The following is a 19,358-nucleotide window of genomic DNA, read 5'->3' as shown; positions in this document are numbered from 1 at the left end:
AAACAAAAAAACCACGCCTTGGCGTGGTTTTAATAAGTTAATTTAACTTTAAAATTTTTCCGTCTTTATCTTTAAAACGGTATTCTAGATATGTGTAAGCATCTCTTGGTAAAATTTTAACCCATTTTTTATGTTCTAAAAACCATTTAGAACGTGCGGATGGAAATCCTTTTGTTAAATATGCGGCAATAAAGGGATGTATATTTAATACAATTCCATTATTTCCATTATTACTTTGAATGATGCGTTCTAGATCGAAATTTATTTTATTTATTAAAACGATAGGAGCTTCAATTTCTCCACCATTTCCGTTAGGATTTTCCTCACGGGTTTTAATATTCATTTCTGGTCTTACGCGTTGCCTTGTAATTTGTATGAGTCCAAACTTACTTGGAGGTAAGATTTTGTGTTTGGCTCTATCATCTTTCATTTCGTCTCTTAGGTGGTCATATAATTTTCTTCGATTGTCTGCATTAGACATATCTATAAAATCGACTACAATAATACCTCCCATATCTCTTAATCTTAACTGTCTGGCTACTTCTGTAGCTGCAATTAAATTAACCTCTAGAGCTGTGTCTTCTTGAGATTTAGCTTTGTTAGAACGGTTTCCGCTATTTACATCAATAACATGTAATGCTTCTGTGTGTTCTATTACTAAATAAGCTCCTTTGCTTGAGGATACGGTTCGGCCAAAAGAAGTTTTAATTTGTCTTTCTATTCCATGTTTTTCAAAAATAGGAACAGAAGAATCATACAATTTTACAATAGATTCCTTTTCTGGCGCAATTTCATGCAAGTAATCTTTAATTTGGTAATAAAGCGTTTCGTCATCTACATGGATTCCAGTAAAGTCATCGTTAAATACATCTCTTAAAATAGAGGCTGCACGATTCATTTCACTTAAAACTTTAGACGGATAGTTCGCTTTATAAATTTTTTTGCACAACGCTGTCCACTTAGTCAACAGGTTGTTTAGATCTTTGTCTAGTTCGGCGACTTTTTTGCCTTCTGCCACTGTACGTACAATCACACCAAACCCTTTTGGGCGGATGCTTTGTACAAGCCTTTTTAAACGATCTTTTTCTTCTTTACTTTCTATTTTTTGAGAAACAGAAACTCGATCAGAAAAAGGAACCAATACTAAATACCTTCCAGCTATAGATAGCTCGGAACTTATTCTTGGTCCTTTAGTGGAAATAGGCTCTTTTACAATTTGTACTAGTATAGATTGATTGGCTTTTAAAACATTGTTTATAATGCCATTCTTGTCTATATCTTTTTCAAATGGGAAATCTCTTAAAGAGAAATCTTTTAGTTTACCTGTGCTTACACGTTTAATGAATTTCAACAAGGAGCTCAATTGAGGACCTAAATCGTGGTAATGCAAAAATGCATCTTTTTCGTACCCTACATTTACAAAAGCAGCATTTAAACCGGTAACCGGCTTTCGCACCTTTGCAAGCATAATATCCCCCACGGAAAAGTCACTGCTTTCTTCTTCCTTGTGTAATTCAACAAGTTTTCCATCCTTTAATATGGCAAAATCAACGTCAGAGGAACTAGATCTTACGATTAATTCTTTATTCACTCTGAATGAATTTTTATCTGTCATAGAGCTTCTAGAATTAACTAAAAACTATAAAACCGATGGATTAAACAATAAATTTCTCTCACCAAGTTAATGGTGAGATAAATTTTTACTACAGGTTTTTTTGAATAAACCCAACGAAATTAACCCTAGCTTTTGCTAAGATTTAATTTCTTTTTCAATGAACGTTTAGTATAATGAGTATACAATCACTTAAAAAAGAAAAAGTAGTTATCTAACTACTTTTTCTTGTGACGGTTAGCTCTTCTTCTCTTCTTACGCTTATGCGTAGCTACCTTATGTCTTTTTCTTTTTTTACCGCTTGGCATCGACTTAAATTTTTTATATTAATAATTATTTTACTTCTACGCTTGTTTTAACACCCTCTACAAATACTTTTGCGGGTTTGAAAGCTGGGATATTGTGAGCAGGAATCTTGATAGTTGTGTTCTTAGAAATGTTTCTTCCTGTTTTTTCTGCTCTAGTTTTGATGATAAAACTACCAAAACCTCTTAGGTAAACATTATCACCGCTTTCTAATGAGTTTTTCACCTCTTCCATAAAGGATTCTACAGTTGCCTGTACATCTCCCTTTTCCATGCCAAGTTTCTCTGAAATCTTAGCTACAATGTCTGCTTTAGTCATTTTTTTATATTTGTTTACAGTGTTATAAATTTAGGGGATGCAAATATATAAATTAATTACCCAATAAATAAAGTGTAAATAATTAAAATTTAACTGAATAAAGCTATTATTTTTGAATCTGATACGAAAATGTATGAATTTTAAAGGCGTGATCATCACTTGGTATGGTCAAAATAAAAGGGATTTGCCATGGCGAGCAACTCAAAATCCATACTATATCTGGCTTTCAGAAATTATGCTTCAACAGACAAGAGTTGAGCAAGGTTTGCCTTATTATTTAAAATTTGTTGAAAAATATCCTTCAGTTTTTGACCTTGCAAATGCTTCAGAAGAAGAAATTTTAAAATTATGGCAGGGTTTAGGGTACTATTCTAGAGCTAGAAATCTACATGAAACAGCAAAAAAAGTCGCATTTGACTTAAATGGTGACTTTCCAAATAACTATAAAGAGCTAAAAAAACTTAAAGGAATTGGAGATTATACTGCAAGCGCAATAGCTTCAATTTGCTTTAATGAACCCGAACCTGTGGTAGATGGAAATGTATACCGTGTTCTGGCAAGATATTTTGGGGTTGATACGCCAATAAATAGCACCGAAGGAATAAAATATTTTAAATCTTTAGCCGCAGAACTTTTAGATGTTAAAGATCCAGGTACCTATAATCAAGCGATTATGGAGTTTGGAGCAAAACAATGCAAGCCACAATCTCCTAATTGTGAGATTTGTAATCTTCAGCAGAAATGTGTTGCCTTTTTAGAAGATAGAGTGTCGGAACTTCCTGTAAAACTTAAAAAAGGAAAACTTAAAAAGCGTTTCTTTAATTATTTAGTTATTACTGATGATAAAAAAACAATACTTCAGCAGCGAGTAGAAAAAGATATTTGGCGTAACCTTTATGAATTTCCTTTAATTGAAACTTCAGCAGAAATAAATATTGAGGAATTGGAAACTAATGACGCTTTTTTGAAAATCACAAAAGGTCACTCTTATGAGGTTAGCTTGTTTAATGAAACCTCTAAAGTTCATAAATTATCACATCAGCATATATATACTCGTTTTTGGATTGTAACTTTGCAGAGTGTATTAGAAGAGGGTATTTCTGTCAATAAAGTCACGAATTATCCTGTTCCTGTGTTAATTGCTAATTTTGTTGAAGATTTTGGTTTTTAGATTTAGTTATTTTTAATACATTTATAAATTAACGAATTAGATTTTAAGAAATAATAAGATGAGTGGAACGTTAAATAAAGTAATGCTGATAGGTCACCTTGGAGATGACGTAAAAATGAATTATTTCGAAGGAGGAGGAAGTATTGGACGTTTTCCTTTGGCGACCAATGAAACCTACACAAATAGACAAACTGGAGAACGAGTTTCTAATACAGAATGGCATAATGTAGTTGTTCGAAATAAAGCAGCAGAAGTATGTGAAAAATACCTTAGTAAAGGTGATAAAGTTTATGTAGAAGGTCGTTTAAAAACAAGACAATGGCAGGGAGAAGATGGAAATATGCGTTACACAACGGAAATTCAGGTAACAGATTTCACATTTTTAACAAATAAAGGAGACGCTGCTGGAGGAGCTTCTCAAGCTTCCTCAGGAAGTAATCAAAGTAGTTCAACTCCACAGAATAAACAGCAAGTTGAGCAGTCATCACCTTCAAACGAAGAGGATGATTTGCCATTTTAATTAAAATTAACTAAAACACAACGCATTGGACCCGGAGCCCGCGAGTTTAATTTCATTTTTTCTCATTATAGACACAACGTCAATTATTAAGTTAATTGTTTTAGTTGTTTTACTCATATGTTCTGCTCTTATATCTGGAGCAGAAGTAGCTTTCTTCTCACTTTCTCAAACGGATGTAAATGAGGCAGAAGATAGTAAAACAGCGGTTGGAAAGATTATAGTTAAACTTCTCGACAAGCCAAAGAAGCTATTGGCAACCATTCTAGTAGCAAATAATTTTATAAATATAGCTGTTGTTTTACTCTTCAGTTCCTTGGGGACCTTCTTTTTTGGATCTTTAAAAGGAACTATTCTTGGTGTAATAGACATCCGTTTTATTGTAGAAGTTGTAGCAGCTACATTTTTAATATTACTATTTGGAGAGATTCTCCCAAAAGTGTATGCTAATAGAAACCGAGTGAAATTTGCCTCTTTTATGGCATATCCTTTAAGCGTTTTGGATACGCTTTTCTATCCGCTTAGTATGCCGATGCGATCTATAACTATTTTCTTACAAGAAAAATTAGGGAAGCAAAAATCAAATTTTTCTGTAGACCAGTTATCGCATGCATTAGAGTTGACTTCTGAAGAAGATACTACAGTAGAGGAGCAGAAAATTTTACAAGGAATAGTTTCTTTTGGAAATACAGATACTCGCCAAGTAATGCAGCCTAGAATTGATGTTTTCGCATTGAATGAGGAAATGAAGTTTCAAGAGGTGGTAGATGAAATTATCAAGAATGGATATTCTAGGATTCCTGTTTATAAGGATAATATGGATAATTTCACAGGGGTTTTGTATGTAAAAGACTTGCTTCCATATCTAGATAAAAAGGATTTCGATTGGGCTTCTTTAAAAAGAGAGCCTTACTTTGTTCCTGAAAATAAAAAGTTGGATGATTTATTAAAGGAATTTCAGGACATGAAAAATCATTTAGCTATAGTTGTAGATGAATATGGGGGAACTTCTGGATTGGTAACTTTAGAAGATATTATAGAAGAGATTGTAGGAGATATTAGTGATGAGTTTGATGATGAGAATCTTGTGTATTCTAAGTTAGATGAGAATAATTATGTTTTTGAAGGGAAAACAGCTTTAAAAGATTTTTATAGAGTAATAGATATAGATAACGAAACGCTTTTTGAAGAGAATAAAGGGGAGTCGGAAACTATTGCAGGTTTTGTGCTAGAGATTTCTAAGGGGTTTCCTAAAAAAGGTGAGAATATAGTCTTTGATAACATTACATTTGTTATTGAGGCTTTAGATAAAAAGCGAATCAAACAGATAAAAGTTACACTTAATTGAAAGTAAAAATATTTCTTAGTTTATTAATAAGTAGTGTTTTATTGTACTCTTGCGGAGATGAAACACTTCCAAAACCCAAGGGAATGCTTCGTTTGGAATATCCAGAAGCTTCCTATACTTCTATAAAGGATACGTGTCCTTATTTTTTCAGTAAAAATAAAGAAGCAGAAATATCAGTGAGCGATAATTGTGCAATTACAGTTAATTATCCTAAAATGAATGCTAGTATATTCATTACTTACAAACCTGTAAGTGATGATTTAAATAAGTTACTTAGAGATGCTCAAAAATTAACCTACGAGCATGTTGCTAAAGCAGATAACATCCAGGAACAGCCTTTTATTAATGTTGATAATAAAGTATATGGGATGTTTTATTTAGTTACAGGAAATGCGGCTTCAGCATCTCAATTTTATGTTACAGATAGCACTTCACATTTTTTAACAGGCTCATTATATTTCAATACCAAACCTAATTACGATTCTGTGTTACCTGCTGCACAGTATATAGAAAAAGATATTAGAAAGATAATGGAAACGATCCGTTGGAAATAACATTAACTAAATTACCCCAGATTATGCGCTTTTTTATTTTACCATTGATCTTATTATTTGCTTGGAAGTCTTCTGGGCAAGCAGCAGATATAGATAAACAATATTTTCCTGTTGCTTATGTAAAGCTTCCTACAAACCCAATTCTAAATGAAAACGAAAGAACTTATAATGTTTCTGTAGTTTCAGATGAAGATATCGATAGCTTTATTTCCGAACCAGCTATTTCTAATGATATTCAAATAAGTGGATTTTTAAGAGATGAAGTAGCTCCTCAGGTTTTTGTTAAGCTTAATTTTAAAAATTTTTTAATTGATGCTGCGTCTTTTAAAGTAGAAGATAAGCTGGTAGAAGAGAAAGATGATGACGGTAATGTAACAAGGTCTTATCGTATATTTCGCTATGTTTTTAGATATGCCGTTACTGCTATGTATACTATTGAGAATCCTCTTGATTTGGAAATGGGCAATGATATTACTAAAGCAGAGGTGTATGCTTCCGATTATTATAATTCAAAAAAGGAAGCTTTTACTCATTATGAGGTAAATAAAGAGGAGATAAAAGAAAATATACTTTATAATTTTGTTGACAATGTAAGTTATAGGTTGGATGATTTGATAAACGCTACTTTTGGTTATCGTCCTTATAAAACAAACTCATATTTATGGATTTTAGATTCTAAAAAAAACCCATTAACAGTTCCACAAAAAGCTGCTTTTGAAAAAACAATAGCTGCTATGGAGAGTGTAACTCACGATATGCCTATTGAACAGACTAGAAATGCTTTGAAGCCAATTGTGGAGGATTTTGTGCAGATGGCTGGGCAAGTAGAAGGAGATTCAAGAAGAGAACGCAAAGTGATGTATGCATGTTATTATAATGCTTCAGTATTGTCATATTATATGGATTTACCTGAAGAGGCTATAAAATATGCAGAGATGATTTATCCGTTAGAGTATGGAGAAAGAGATGCAGAGAATTTAAGGGAGAAAGCATTAGATTTAGAGGAAATTCTATCTGTAAATATGGTAGACAGTAGGAGAATGGAAGTTCAGATAGATGAGAAGTTTTCTGAATTTGAAGTTAGTGATTTCGACGGTTTTGCTTATTTAGTTACTGCTAAAAACGATACTTTAATTGCAAATATGAATTATGGTGATTTGGAGAATGTAGGAGCGGAGGCGAAAGTCTATTTACCAGATGTAAATGGCAATTTAAAGCTAAAGGTATTTGATGCTTCTGAAATAAAGGAACTAGTTTTTGATGAAAATAATGTTTATGTTCAGAAAGAATTTATTTCTTATAAAAATAACCCGAGAGCAAAATCTCCAGAGAAATATTTAGTAAGAAAAGAGTTTGAAACGGATGATCTTTCTATGTATAGTTTTCAAAATGATGAAGTTGTTTTCTTTATAAATGATGATGAGGTTGGTTCCTCTAACCGTTCTTATAAGTTTTTAATGGGCTTTAAAAATGAGCTTAAAAAGTTTACTGGTTCTTGCTCTAAAGTGAATGAGTTAATCGATAAGAACTATTATAAAAACAACACAGCAAGTCTCCGAAGTTTTATCGAAGATGTAGTTTACTGTGAATAAAAAAAGGAGGCTTTAAAGCCTCCTTTTTTTTTAGTGATTAGGATATTTTATTTTCCTTTAAAAATTCTCACTTCATTTTTTAAGCTATAGTATATATCTTCACTAGCGCTATCTACATCATAAATAGGTTTCACGTTGTTTAAGATGATTCTGTCTAACTCTTCTCCTGTCTCTTTGTCAACTTTAATAAGTAAGCGCTCCCCTTCTTCTCCTTTGGCAAAAACTAGGGCATATTTACTAGTTTCTTGTAGCGCATTAAATCTATCCTTAACAAGGTTGTAAGCAGCTTCCTGAGCCATATACCCTGCATTGTTAATAGCATCAACAGCACTATTATAGATGTCAACAGGTAAACTATTATCAATAACTAAACTCCCATTAGGGCTTCGGTAAATTGTTGGTTTTGCATAATCTATACCTGGTGTAGGTGTGCTAAACGCAAATCTAGCCATAATCATCCCTGTTTTACCTAATCTTCTTCCTAATTCTCCAGGTTGCTTGTATTTATTGTGAAAAATAATTTTTCCGTTATTGTCAACACCTACAACTTCACTTAATCCAGTTATGGTTACATTATTAGGAAAAATCTCTAAGCTAGTAAGGTCTTTTTCATCCTTTAATTTCATTTCTGCATAAGGCTCTGGGCGCTCTACACTATTTTCATTAAATTTATATAGTTCCTCATCGTTATAAACTACAAAATTTCCTGAATTCTCATCGTATTTAGCAAAAGTTGGTCGTTTTTCGTTCAACTTCAAATTTTTTCTCCATATTTTTTCTCCAGTCTTATAATCTACCATATTGGCATAGGTAGCTGTTATGTATAATACACGTCCGTTTTTAGTTTTTTCAAGGAAATAAATAGGATCTTCTTCATCATCAGATATTTTAACATCCTTTTTCCACACTTTTTCTCCGTTTTTATCAATAAGCATCATCTCATCGTCATATACATAAAGGAAATCAGTTCCAATTGGAATTACATTTTTAATACCTTTTCCTTTAGGATCTTTTTTCCAAAGCTTTTCACCAGTGTTATAATCATAGAAATTGAAGCCTTTGTAGTGGGCTAGTAGCATTTTGTCTTGCCAATCTTCATAAAGAACTAAGTACTTTGTTGTTAATGAAGATTTCCACATGGGCTTTCCTGTCTCTCCATCATAAAGCATTATATCACTTTTATTACCAAGGAGACCTTTTGTTTCAACAGTAAGTACTTTAGAACCATCTAGTGATCTTTTAAAGTGGTCAACGTCACCTTGGTCTACTTTCCATTTTAATTCTCCAGTTTCTTTGTCTAATGCAAAGAATTGTTTTTTAATTAGAGCAAAAATTTTGTCATCTGTATATTCTAAATGATCCCCAGCACCAACAGATTCACCTCCTCCTAATTTGTTAATTGTCTGTAACCATTCGGCATATGTATTAGAAACTGTAGTTTGCCAATCAAATTTTTGTTCTGGAATATTGTATTTTGCGATAATAAGTTCTTGTCCATTTACACCTCTTAATAGAAAAGAATTTTCATCGAATAGATATTCTGCTTGGAAGTATTTAGCTTTTCCTTCAGCAGAAAAAAGTACTTTTCCGTCATAACTATTAATAACGTAAAGACGGTCATCAAAAAATTTCTCAACGAATGGTGTTGATTCTATAGTATTAAATTTTGTAATATCGATACCTGTAGGACCTGATTGAAGAATATTAGTTGCAATATCAACACCTGAACGTTTTGGAGCTTCTTTTTCCCAAATAATTTTTTCTTGTTCAGGGTCATATCCGTAAACTTTATCTCCATCAGATATTACAGTTATTCCATTAAAAGGAACAACTAATAAATCATCTACGGAGTTTTCGAATTCTAGTGTTTTAGTGGCTTCTCTTTGGGCATGAATTAATTGTATAAAGCATATACAACAGAGCAATAGTAGTGTTTTTTTCATCATTATTTAGATTATATTCGACGCCTAATATAGGAAAAAGATTGGAAGGTATTTATTTTTTGATGTGAATTGGATGAAATGTGTAGTGAAGGTTTAATGGTAAGTTGTTTTATTTTTAATCAAGGAGATATTTCTCTTAGCTTTGATTTTGTATTAAAAGTTATTTATTGGGTTGGTTTATTTTATGCGAAACGATAATTATTCTATGTGTTTTCTTATTAATTATTTTATTGTGAAATCTTTTTTGTAAGTATTATCTTTATAAAATAACAACCAAATTCATAATTTCTATGAAAGTTTTAGATTTAAATATAAAGCGCTTAATCTCTCTACTATTTCTTTTCACCTTTTTCTGTAGCAGTGTTTTTGCTCAAGATAAAAATGATGAAGTGACTATGTTAAACGGTGATGTTAAGAAAGGGAAAGTAACTAGTATCTCTACCGAAACAATTAAGTTTAAATATGAAGGCGAAGATTTAGAGTATGACATAGCAAGGAAGGAAATTAGTCAGATTAAATTTTCTAGTGGAAGAGTAGAAGCTTTTACTACGGTAAAACAACAAGTAAAACCTATAGCAAGTAGCTCTAATAGTGGAAGTTCAAAAAATAGTATTGCTATTCTTCCATTTGCAATAGTTTCTAATGATGATACTATTCAGCCAGATGTTTTTAGTGTACAGGTGCAAAATGATTGTGCAAATGTTTTAAGGGAAGAAGCGATACACGGAGTAAAAGTCCAAGATGCAATGACTACGAATGCATTATTGTCAAAAAATAATTTAGATGCTTCAAATATCAGTACTAAGTTGCCAGCAGAATTAGCTAATTTACTGGGTGTGGAATTTGTTTTATATGGAGGAGCAGAAGTCATAAACGAAGGAACTACAAGTTATGGAAGCGGCTCAACGGTATACAAAGAAAAGGATACCAATAAAGATAGGAATAAAAAAGAATCTAAAGGAACTTCTTACTCTTCTTCGAGTACAACGACAACAGTTACTTATGATGTGAAATTGGATTTAAAAATATTTAATGACCAGGGGGAAAATATATATGCAGAAACAAGACACCCATTTGGTCTAGGAGGAATAGAAGCGTATCATTCAGGGTTAAAATATATGCTAAAGAGATCTCCTTTTGGTGTAAAGTACAAGAAGTAATTTATTTTTTATGAAAAAAGAGCGCCTTTGATATAATTTTCAAAGGCGCTCTTTTCATTGTTAAATTTGTTTCTATTGCTGATTTAAAAGATCCTCAGCGTTTTTAATACTTGTATTTATCTCTTCTTTTAAAGCTTTCACTTTAGTTTCTTCTTCAGTAAGAAGTGCTTTTTTCTCATCAGTGAGTTCTTTTCCGTTAAGGATTTCTTCATGGTCAAAACGCTCTCCGAAGCCTTGCATCCAATCCATCATAGATTCATGAGCCGCTTGTAAATCCTTTTTAGCAGCCTCATACTTCATCCCTGTTTCTGTAGTGTCAACTTTAGCATTCAATTCGCCAACTAATTTGCTAATGGTACTCATTTTTGGCATTAGGCTGTCATGAACTGCCATTACCATTTCCATTTTAGAAGGTTTGTTATCTTCTTTTTTCTCTTGCTTACAAGCTGCAAAGGTGAATAGAGCGATTGCGATAATAAAAATTGCTTTTTTCATGTCTATCTTTTTATGAATTTTTTAATTGTAATTTTCTTCTATTTAGATATTCAAAAATACATATTAATATAATACTGATTCCAAATAGAGGAAGTAGAATGCATAGAATGACAAGGATTGTAATGACCCCATAGCTTGCTTTAAACGAGGCTGGAACTTTAGGAATCCCCCAATCTCCCTTTCTTTTTCTCAGAAGATATGATATTACTGCAGAGAGACTCATTAAAAATAAGATACATCCAGCAAAAATCATAAGTATAAAATTCCATTGTCCAAATTGTCCCTGATGAAATGCCATTACCCACATTCTTCCTCGCATTAAAAAACCAACATCCTCCCAATTATGTTTTAATACTTGTTCTCCTGTATATGGATTAAAGTGAAGCATTTTTTGACTAGCAAGGTCTTTGTGATTAGTATTAGAAACACTGTATACTCCATTTTTTCCTTGCGGAAAATTAATTTTAACCTCTCCAGGGAGTGCAAGTGCATTTGCTTTAGTAACCATTTCATCTAATGAAATCATCGGTGTTTTAGGATCTTCTTGATTTAAGCTGAATCGATTCCAAGTACTTGGGTATCCTGTATTAGTGGTGTCTTGAACCCATTTGAATCCGCTACCAAAAACATCTGTCCATGGTAAACCTCCAGCGAGAATTATTAAAAATAGAATAGACATCCAAAAACCAGTTATAGCATGAGTATCTCTAAAGAAAGTTCGCTTTCCTAATTGCGTTCTCGGAATAAAGTAGCCTTTTAGCTTCCAGCCTCTTTCTGGCCACCAAATAAAAAGACCTGTAATAATGAGAACTACCATCCAACAAGCAACTAATTCTACTATTTTTGTCCCGTATTTCCCCATTAGGAGTTCTCCATGGAGTTTTCTGACTTTAAACATAAAGGATTTCTGTGGTAGAATTTCTCCAGAAACATCTCCTTTATATGGGTTTACAAATAGGCTGGTAGCGCCTCCAAATCTTCCAGAAGTGAATTCTGTGGCTTCTTTTTTCTCTTTTGGAATTATTATTCCATTAGGCTTTCTTATAGCATTGGCATTAGCTATTTCCCATTGTTTTTGATATGAAATAGCTTTTCCTTCTACCGTAACTTCTTTTACAGGTTTATATATTGGAGCTTCGTATTGTGCTTTGAATAAATAAATAACTCCTGTTGCAGATAGCAGTAGAATAAAAGGGAGCGAGATAAGTCCAGCTATAAAATGCCACTTCCATAGCCATTTATTTAATTTTGAATTTTTTTTCATCAGTGTTAAAATTTATAACGGATTCCTGCGTGGAAAGCTCTTGGATTTCCAACACTATAATTATTTTCTTTGCTATATTGATTATAAGAAGCTCTTGTTGAATAGAGCGTATCAAAAATATTTAATGCATGTGCCCAGATTTCAAAATGTTTTAATGCATAGCTAGCTCTTAAATTAAAAATGTTATGTTCGTCATAAGTTGCTGTGCTGAATGTTCCATCACCGTTGTCGACTTGATTCTCAAAACTGGTGTCATACTTTCCAACCAACTCATATTCTAAGCCAATAGAAAAATTCTTTATGAATTGAGGGTGGTAATTAATTTGGGTATTACCTAAAAGGCTTGGAGCAGTTTGTTGGTCTGTTCCTGAATAGTCAATACCACCTTCATAAAACTTTATGTAACGATGTTTTGCAAAACTTCCGTTATGTGTTAAACTTAGTTCTGGCACTGGCTTAAATGTAATACCATATTCAATTCCATAGGAACGAGTTTTTCCAGCATTGGCATTGTAATATTCATCATTTTCATCTCTAAGAGTTACCAAAGTATTTTTTCCATTTAGAATATATAATGCTGCATCTAGCTTCCATTTTTCAGAAACAAAATATCCTCCAACCTCATAATTATCGTAATTGCTAGGCTCAAGATCAAAAACCTCTCCGCCAACACCTACATAACTATTTCTATAAAGTGTAGAGGTTTGAGGTGGTGTAAATCCATTTGAATAATTTGCATAAATACCAGATCGGTTTGTAAAGTTGTAGTTGAAGCCAATTTTTGGAGCAAAATTATCATAATTATTTTCTGAATCCTTCGGCCCAGCTTGTCCGTCTAGCAGATTATTATAATCATACTCAAAGCGGTCATAACGTAATGCTGTCGTAATTTTTAGGTTTTCTATGGGCGTAATTTCATACTGAAGAAATCCTGCATAATTTAAAATATCAGCATCATAGTTAAGGATGTAATCTCCGTTATTTAATGTGTACCCAGTATTTATTCCTGTATTTGGATCGACAGTAACAGCTATAGATTCTGCAACATAAGATTGTGGAGAAAAGTCTACTGTAGCTCCAGCAATTAATGATGAGTTTGCAAAATTAAAATCTTTTTTATGCTGAATCAGACCAACAAAGCTATTGTAGCTATTAGCGTTTATTTCTCCTGCCCCTTCGCCAGTAAGTTGTCCGTTTATTCTGAATTGTTTGATACGATACGAAGGAATCTGATCCATTTCATTGTTTCTGAAAACAAAGTTAAAAGACGTTTTGTTTTGCTCATTCCATACTTTATCTAACGTAGATCTAAAACGAAAAGCTTTAGCTTCTCTTTCAGTAAAAGTTTGATCACTTTCATAATTTCCTGCCTCGTAATCTTCCTGTGTAAGAGATCCAGACATATCAGATCGATAGTCTACTAAATCTATTACATTTGTCCATGTCAACGACGGAGAAATGTGATATACAGTTTTAAAGGTAACAGCAAATTTCTCATAATCACTATGCTCAATAGGACCATTGTTACGTTGGATGTATTGTGTTCCTAGATAGATTCCAAATTTCTCACTTGTATATTTTGAAGCTTCTAAAGAGTATTTTGAAAGTCCTAAATCGTTAATTTCAAATCCTAAACTTCCTTGTAATTCTGGAGTTGGATTTTTAGAAATAAAGTTAAAACTTCCTCCAATTGCTTCACTTCCATAAATACTAGATGCAGGTCCTTTTAAAATCTCTACTCTTCCAAAAGAAACATCATTCATTTCTAATAAAGCATTGTGGTTAAAAACAGCTGTAGGTCTTATTGGAAGTCCATCTTCCAGATACAAAAACAAAGATTTTGTAGAAATAGGAGAGCGTACCGCCATCATGTGTTGTTCATTACCTGAAGCTTTTGAGCTAGACATATACACGCCTGGCGCTTGGTTTACAATCTGTTCAATCCCGAAAGCTTTAGTTTCTTCAATTGTTTTCGCACTGATAACAGAAATTGCACCAGGAACTTCAGAACGCTTTTGCTCCTCTCTACTCGCAGAAACTATAATTTCTTCTAAATCTTCTGTGCTCTCTTGGAGGATGATTGTATTAAATTCTTCTTTTAGAATTACTGTTTTTGACTCAAACCCCATGTACTTTACAATCACTTCAGGATTGTTAAGTGAGATGGAGAAATTACCATTTTCGTCTGTAGAAACCCCTGTGCTTGAATTGGTTGTTGATATAATTGTAACTCCAGATAAAGGAGTATTTTGAGTGTTCTTTACTTGCCCTTTAAGTGCATTTTGGGCACTAAGAGTGTATCCCATCATAAATATGATGGTTGCTAGAAATATATTTTTCATTTGATTATGTTAGCTTAACTTATAGCGAATATTGAAGTCCTAAGGTTAGTGTTTCTTGATTTTTTAGTTGAATCCCATTCATGTTTTGATATAACGGAAGTGCTGCTTCAAAACCAAAACGTAGGTTTTTTAAGCTTCCTTTAAAAGCATAAAGGTTAAATCCGATTCCTGCCTCAGCGTATGTTTTTCCGCTATTTGCAGTATCAGCTGTAACAACCATCATCGGGTTTAAATCAGGGTTAGTGCCATCTATTTTTTCAATAGCTGCCCATTTCACCCTTCCAGAGAAACTAAACCACTCATTAACTGGCATTGCTACCCAATTATTAATACTATACTCATTTCCTAAACGATATTCATTGTCATTTTCTTCAAATCTGAAAACTCCTTTTATCTGTGATCCAAATGATAAATATTCCCATTGTTTTAAATAGGTTAATCCAAGATTGGCGTCGTATGTGCCGCTACCAATTTGCATAGGATAAGGTAAAATAGTTTCATTAGGAGTAGACATTGGAGTTACGTCTGTTTCGTCTATACTTCCTGTAGGGAAAGAAATACCAACTTGAGCATGTAATTGCTGACTATTTTTATTGAAAAAAGTATACAATGCCGATAATTTAAGATCTCCAAATCCTGATGATTCTGTATTAAATTCGCCTCCCATTCTATTGCCTAGCGTCATTTCTTGAGAAGTATGATTAATCATCGCCATTAAGGTTAATTTATTACTTGGCGCATACATTACTCCCAACATATGCATATTCATAGGCATACTTTTAGGAGTGATCATGTATTGAGACAAGGCATCGCTGTATTGAGCATCACTACTGCCGCGATTTAAATCTTCCATGTCCATGTACATATATCTGTAAGAAAACATCCATTCTCCTTTAGAATGTGTGTGGTCTCCCATTACAGATATTGGAGCATGTCCGTCTGGCCGTCCAGAAGTCCATTTACTTGTTTTTTCTTGTGCTTGTGCTATTGTAATTGCCATAAAAAATATGACAAACATATAATTCTTCATTTTTCTTGATACTTAATAAGTTAGTCATCAGAATTTTTATTCTGATTGATATTTAAGTTTTTAGTAATAGCTTTTATTCTGAAACTGAAAACTGGGAACTACTATTTCTTATAATAGTTTTGATTGAAGTTCTTTATTTGCGTTAGGGATTGAAGCAAGCTACCATGTAGCGTGAACCTGCCCGACGGAACGCCCAGTAAAAATTATAGATTCTGAATAAAAGTAATTATCAAGAAAAAATTGGAGGGTGGAAATGTTGATAGCTTAAAGAAAAGCTATATTCATTATTATAAAGTGTAGTTTTTTTAGCTTCTGATAGCGTAGTATTTACATTTTCTAGTTCTAAGAGATTTACAAATCCAATAGGGTATTCTCTTAAGTCTATCGATGGTAAATTTTGTTTTTTCTCGTTGCTTTGCTCTTCTAGCATCTGCATTAAATAACATTTACCATCACAATGCATTTCTGGCTTATCTTTATTTATACAAAGATATTCTGCGATGTAATCTTGATTTATCACATAGTCGAAAACCGGCATAACCGGTTTTAGCATGGCTAGCATGTATAGTAAAGTGAAAACTATGGGATAAATTCTTAGCATTAAAGCTATTAGTTTTTGTAATTAAGCGATTACAAAAATATATAAAAAAGGGATAGATTCAATTTTAAAAAGCTGAATTTTGCGCCTTTAAAATGCAATTGATGGATAGTGGAAATAAAAAATGGATTTATTTAATAGTGCTTTCTTTAATTTGGGGGAGTTCTTATATTTTAATAAAAAAAGGATTGGTAGGTCTAACGCCTATTCAACTGGGAGCTATTAGAATTATTTTTTCATCTATATTTTTATTTATAATCGGTTTCAAATGGTTAAAAAAAGTAGAAAAGGATAAATGGAAATGGGTTGCAGCTTCTGCTATGAGCGGAACGTTTGTTCCTGTTTTTTTGTTTGCCTATGCCGAAACAGAAATAGATAGTAGCATCGCTGCGATTTTAAATTCTTTGGTGCCGCTTTTTACTATATTTTTTGGTTTCTTAATATTTAAAGTGTCTTTCACAAAGAATCAGTTAATTGGTGTTGTTATAGGGTTTATAGGAGCTTTAATTCTTGTTTTTCAAGGTGCTAATGTAAACCCAGATCAGAATTATTTCTTTGCTGTTTTAGTGATTATTGCAGCGATGTGTTATGCTTTGAATGCTAATATTGTTAAATCGAAACTACAAGACGTGCCTGTAATGGCTATTTCTGTAGGGATTTTTGCAGTGATGATTATTCCTGCTATTATAGTATTGCTATTTTCTGGTGTTTTTACAGAAGATTTATGGCAAGAGCCTTCTTTTAGAACTTCCTTAATTTACATTCTAGTATTAGCCGTTTTCGGAACAGGATTAGCAAAAATAGTATTCAATAAACTTATTCAGATTTCCAATGCTGTATTTGCGACTTCGGTAACTTATATAATTCCTATAGTTGGTATTTTCTGGGGAATATTAGATGGAGAGAAGTTTACACTGATCCATTTATTGGCATCCGCTATTATACTATTAGGAGTTTATATTGTGAATAGAGGGAGGAAAAAAGAAACCCCGAAAGCTACATAAACTTTCGGGGTCGTAAATTTGTTTTAGGAATTTAGATTATTGAAAATCTGCTTCTGTAAACGTTGGATTGATCTTAGCGTCTGTAAGTTTAGTTTCTACAGCTTGCCCGCCAAGAGCAGCTTCTTTAGTAGTTGGAAATTTAATTCCGTCATACTCTTTGTAATCTTTTAATAAAGCTTCTTGGTTTTGAGTTTGACCACCCATGCTTATAACAGAAACTTCTTTTACTTTTAGTCCAGTTTCAACATCATAAAAATAATGCATCTGAACTACTTCTCCTGGAGCTTCAATTTTATAAGCATCCTTTCCTTCTACTTTTTCTATTCCAGTTAGTTTTATACTGTCATTGTTAAGTAAGATAAGTTCTGCAAAAGTTCCTACGTTATCCTTCATGTCTTTAACCATATTTGGAGGAAGCGGAACCGTATTTCCACCCTGTTTCATAAGAAACTCTTCTCCATTTGCAATTACAGCCATCATAGGATTGTTATTCATATAAGTTACTTGCGCATACTTATCTGCTGTTCTTTTCTCTTCAGATTTGATAGAGGCACCATTAAAACTTCCTTCATAAGTAAGTGCTAAAGATTTAATAGCAGCAACCTTATCTTTTCCTCCAATAGCATTTAAGTAGTTGTTTAAAACACTTTTTGCAGTTACATCTGTTGGGATAGCAACATTATAATTAGGCTTTTCAATTTTATTAGCCTTTGTGTCGTAATAATTAACAGGATAATCTAGCGCCTCTAGTTTATCAGCAACTTCACTTCCTTTACCAACAATTACGATTCTTGAGTTATCTAATTTGAAATATTTATTAGCTACTCTTTGAACATCAGCAACGGTAACCGCATTTATTTTTTCTAAGTAGTTAATGTAAAAATCATCTGGCAAGTTTTTAGTCTTAATATCTAGCGCATATCTTGCTATTGTTCTTGGGTTTTCTAGAGCCAAAACAAAATTCCCTACATATTTAGCTTTCGCATTTACTAAGTCTTCTCCAGAAACAGGCTCAAGTCTTATACGTTTCATTTCTTTCATGAACTCAACAACAGCGCTATCGGTAACTGCATTTCTAACGCTAGAAGAAGCAGAAAACTTAGAAGCATTGTATTGGTCTGTTCTAATGGAAGATCTTGCTCCGTATGTAAATCCGTGCTCCTCACGTAAATTCATATTTAGGTAACTAGAAAAGCTTCCTCCATAAATATAGTTCGCGATTAATGCAGCGTGGTAATCTGGATCAGACATTTTTAAGTCGATCATGTTTACAACACCTATTTCAGACTGAACAGCATTAGGCATATCTACAAAATCGATTTGCGTGTATTGTACATCTTTAGGAGCTGAATAAGTTACTCCAGGAGTTGTGTCTTTTTTCCAAGAAGAGAAGTTCTCTTTAACTAATTTTTCTACTTCTCTTATTTTTACATCTCCAACAATTACTAAATATGCTTTCCCTGGTTTGAAATAAGTGTTGTAAAAACTCTTAACGTCTGCTAGGGTAACATTTTCTAATGTTTCTTCTGAAATAAATTCTCCGTAAGGATGGTCTTTTCCATAAGATAATGCATTTGTAACTCTAGAAGCGATTGAAGAGACATCTTTTTCTGAAGCCTTTAAACCTTCTTTAGCCTGTGCTTTTTTCTTATCGAATTCTTCTTGAGGAAACACAGGATTTATAGCACCATCTGCCATTAATTTTAATATCTCAGGGAAATATTTAGAAAGCGAGCTAGCAAAAGCACTTTGCGATCCGTAGCTAATATTGGCTCCTAAGAAATCTATTTTCTCGTTAAATTCATCTTTTCCCATAGAAGTAGTTCCACTTCCAAGAACATCTCCTGTAAGTTGGGAAACTCCTGCTTTATCACCTTCTACAATTGGAGAATTATCTATGGATAATGTCATAGAAACTCTTGGCAGTTTATGGTTTTCTACAACCATAACTGTAAGTCCGTTTTTTAGGGTGAAAGTTTCAGGCTCTGCAATGTTTATTGTAGGTGCAGGACCTGGTTTAGGTTGTTTAGATCGATCTACTTGTGCAAATGTAAAACCTACACTGAGTAATAATATGATGGATAAAAATTTAGTCTTCATAAAT

General features: G+C 32.9%; 16 protein-coding genes. 7 read left to right on the top strand and 9 right to left on the bottom strand.

Going from position 1 to position 19,358, the window contains the following annotated elements; translation table 11 throughout:
• Positions 1 to 37 precede the first annotated feature (37 nt).
• Both JM658_RS00315 and JM658_RS00310 read right to left on the bottom strand, forming a co-directional pair.
• Positions 38 to 1,591 (bottom strand): Rne/Rng family ribonuclease, encoded by a 1,554-nt coding sequence (locus JM658_RS00315; RefSeq protein WP_236957234.1) that lies wholly within the window; start codon positions 1,589 to 1,591, stop codon positions 38 to 40.
• Between the two features lie 354 nt (positions 1,592 to 1,945).
• The gene (locus JM658_RS00310; protein ID WP_280985323.1) at positions 1,946 to 2,266 is read right to left on the bottom strand and encodes an HU family DNA-binding protein; all 321 of its coding nucleotides are present in this window, start codon (positions 2,264 to 2,266) and stop codon (positions 1,946 to 1,948) included.
• Positions 2,267 to 2,369: 103 nt separating this feature from the next.
• Between JM658_RS00310 and mutY the strand changes: the two genes are divergently transcribed.
• Genes mutY through JM658_RS00285 form a run of 5 tightly spaced genes read left to right on the top strand, consistent with a single transcriptional unit; the run spans position 2,370 to position 7,418 of the window.
• Complete coding sequence (mutY, locus tag JM658_RS00305; protein WP_236957233.1) at positions 2,370 to 3,407, top strand: A/G-specific adenine glycosylase; 1,038 nt, start codon at positions 2,370 to 2,372, stop codon at positions 3,405 to 3,407.
• 58 nt (positions 3,408 to 3,465) lie between these two features.
• A complete protein-coding gene (locus JM658_RS00300) occupies positions 3,466 to 3,927 on the top strand; it encodes a single-stranded DNA-binding protein (protein ID WP_236957232.1) in 462 nt (153 codons plus the stop codon).
• Positions 3,928 to 3,952: 25 nt separating this feature from the next.
• Entirely contained in the window at positions 3,953 to 5,272 is a 1,320-nt protein-coding gene (locus JM658_RS00295) for a gliding motility-associated protein GldE (RefSeq protein WP_236957231.1), read from the top strand.
• Positions 5,269 to 5,826: a gliding motility lipoprotein GldD gene (gene gldD / locus JM658_RS00290; protein WP_236957230.1), complete on the top strand. Its 558-nt coding sequence runs from the start codon at positions 5,269 to 5,271 to the stop codon at positions 5,824 to 5,826. The genes JM658_RS00295 and gldD overlap by 4 nt, the downstream gene beginning before the upstream one ends.
• A 23-nt stretch (positions 5,827 to 5,849) precedes the next feature.
• Entirely contained in the window at positions 5,850 to 7,418 is a 1,569-nt protein-coding gene (locus JM658_RS00285) for a hypothetical protein (RefSeq protein WP_236957229.1), read from the top strand.
• Positions 7,419 to 7,465: 47 nt separating this feature from the next.
• On the opposite strand, the gene JM658_RS00280 is transcribed toward JM658_RS00285, so the two are convergent.
• A complete protein-coding gene (locus tag JM658_RS00280; protein WP_236957228.1) occupies positions 7,466 to 9,364 on the bottom strand; it encodes an outer membrane protein assembly factor BamB family protein in 1,899 nt (632 codons plus the stop codon).
• Positions 9,365 to 9,651: 287 nt separating this feature from the next.
• On the opposite strand from JM658_RS00280, the gene JM658_RS00275 reads away from it, so the two are divergent.
• A complete protein-coding gene (locus tag JM658_RS00275; RefSeq protein WP_236957227.1) occupies positions 9,652 to 10,521 on the top strand; it encodes a hypothetical protein in 870 nt (289 codons plus the stop codon).
• Positions 10,522 to 10,593: 72 nt separating this feature from the next.
• Here the strand turns inward: JM658_RS00275 and JM658_RS00270 are convergent, their stop codons facing one another.
• The 5 genes from JM658_RS00270 to JM658_RS00250 form a co-directional block, all read right to left on the bottom strand.
• Positions 10,594 to 11,016, bottom strand: coding sequence for a hypothetical protein (locus JM658_RS00270; protein ID WP_236957226.1), 423 nt, complete (start codon positions 11,014 to 11,016; stop codon positions 10,594 to 10,596).
• A gap of 10 nt (positions 11,017 to 11,026) precedes the next feature.
• On the bottom strand, positions 11,027 to 12,280 hold the full coding sequence (locus JM658_RS00265; RefSeq protein ID WP_236957225.1) for a PepSY-associated TM helix domain-containing protein: 1,254 nt from the start codon (positions 12,278 to 12,280) through the stop codon (positions 11,027 to 11,029).
• A gap of 5 nt (positions 12,281 to 12,285) precedes the next feature.
• A complete protein-coding gene (locus JM658_RS00260) occupies positions 12,286 to 14,622 on the bottom strand; it encodes a TonB-dependent receptor domain-containing protein (RefSeq protein WP_236957224.1) in 2,337 nt (778 codons plus the stop codon).
• Between the two features lie 19 nt (positions 14,623 to 14,641).
• Positions 14,642 to 15,640, bottom strand: coding sequence for a transporter (locus JM658_RS00255; protein WP_236957223.1), 999 nt, complete (start codon positions 15,638 to 15,640; stop codon positions 14,642 to 14,644).
• Positions 15,641 to 15,881: 241 nt separating this feature from the next.
• Positions 15,882 to 16,190: a hypothetical protein gene (locus tag JM658_RS00250; protein ID WP_236957222.1), complete on the bottom strand. Its 309-nt coding sequence runs from the start codon at positions 16,188 to 16,190 to the stop codon at positions 15,882 to 15,884.
• A 164-nt stretch (positions 16,191 to 16,354) separates the two neighbouring features.
• On the opposite strand from JM658_RS00250, the gene JM658_RS00245 reads away from it, so the two are divergent.
• A complete protein-coding gene (locus JM658_RS00245) occupies positions 16,355 to 17,254 on the top strand; it encodes a DMT family transporter (RefSeq protein WP_236957221.1) in 900 nt (299 codons plus the stop codon).
• 36 nt (positions 17,255 to 17,290) lie between these two features.
• Here the strand turns inward: JM658_RS00245 and JM658_RS00240 are convergent, their stop codons facing one another.
• Complete coding sequence (locus tag JM658_RS00240) at positions 17,291 to 19,354, bottom strand: M16 family metallopeptidase (protein ID WP_236957220.1); 2,064 nt, start codon at positions 19,352 to 19,354, stop codon at positions 17,291 to 17,293.
• Positions 19,355 to 19,358: the final 4 nt, after the last annotated feature.

The organism is Joostella atrarenae (assembly GCF_021764745.1).
Classification (GTDB): domain Bacteria; phylum Bacteroidota; class Bacteroidia; order Flavobacteriales; family Flavobacteriaceae; genus Galbibacter; species Galbibacter atrarenae.
The sequence above is the reverse complement of the archived record's forward strand: the minus strand, read 5'-3'. Positions and strand labels throughout refer to the sequence as shown.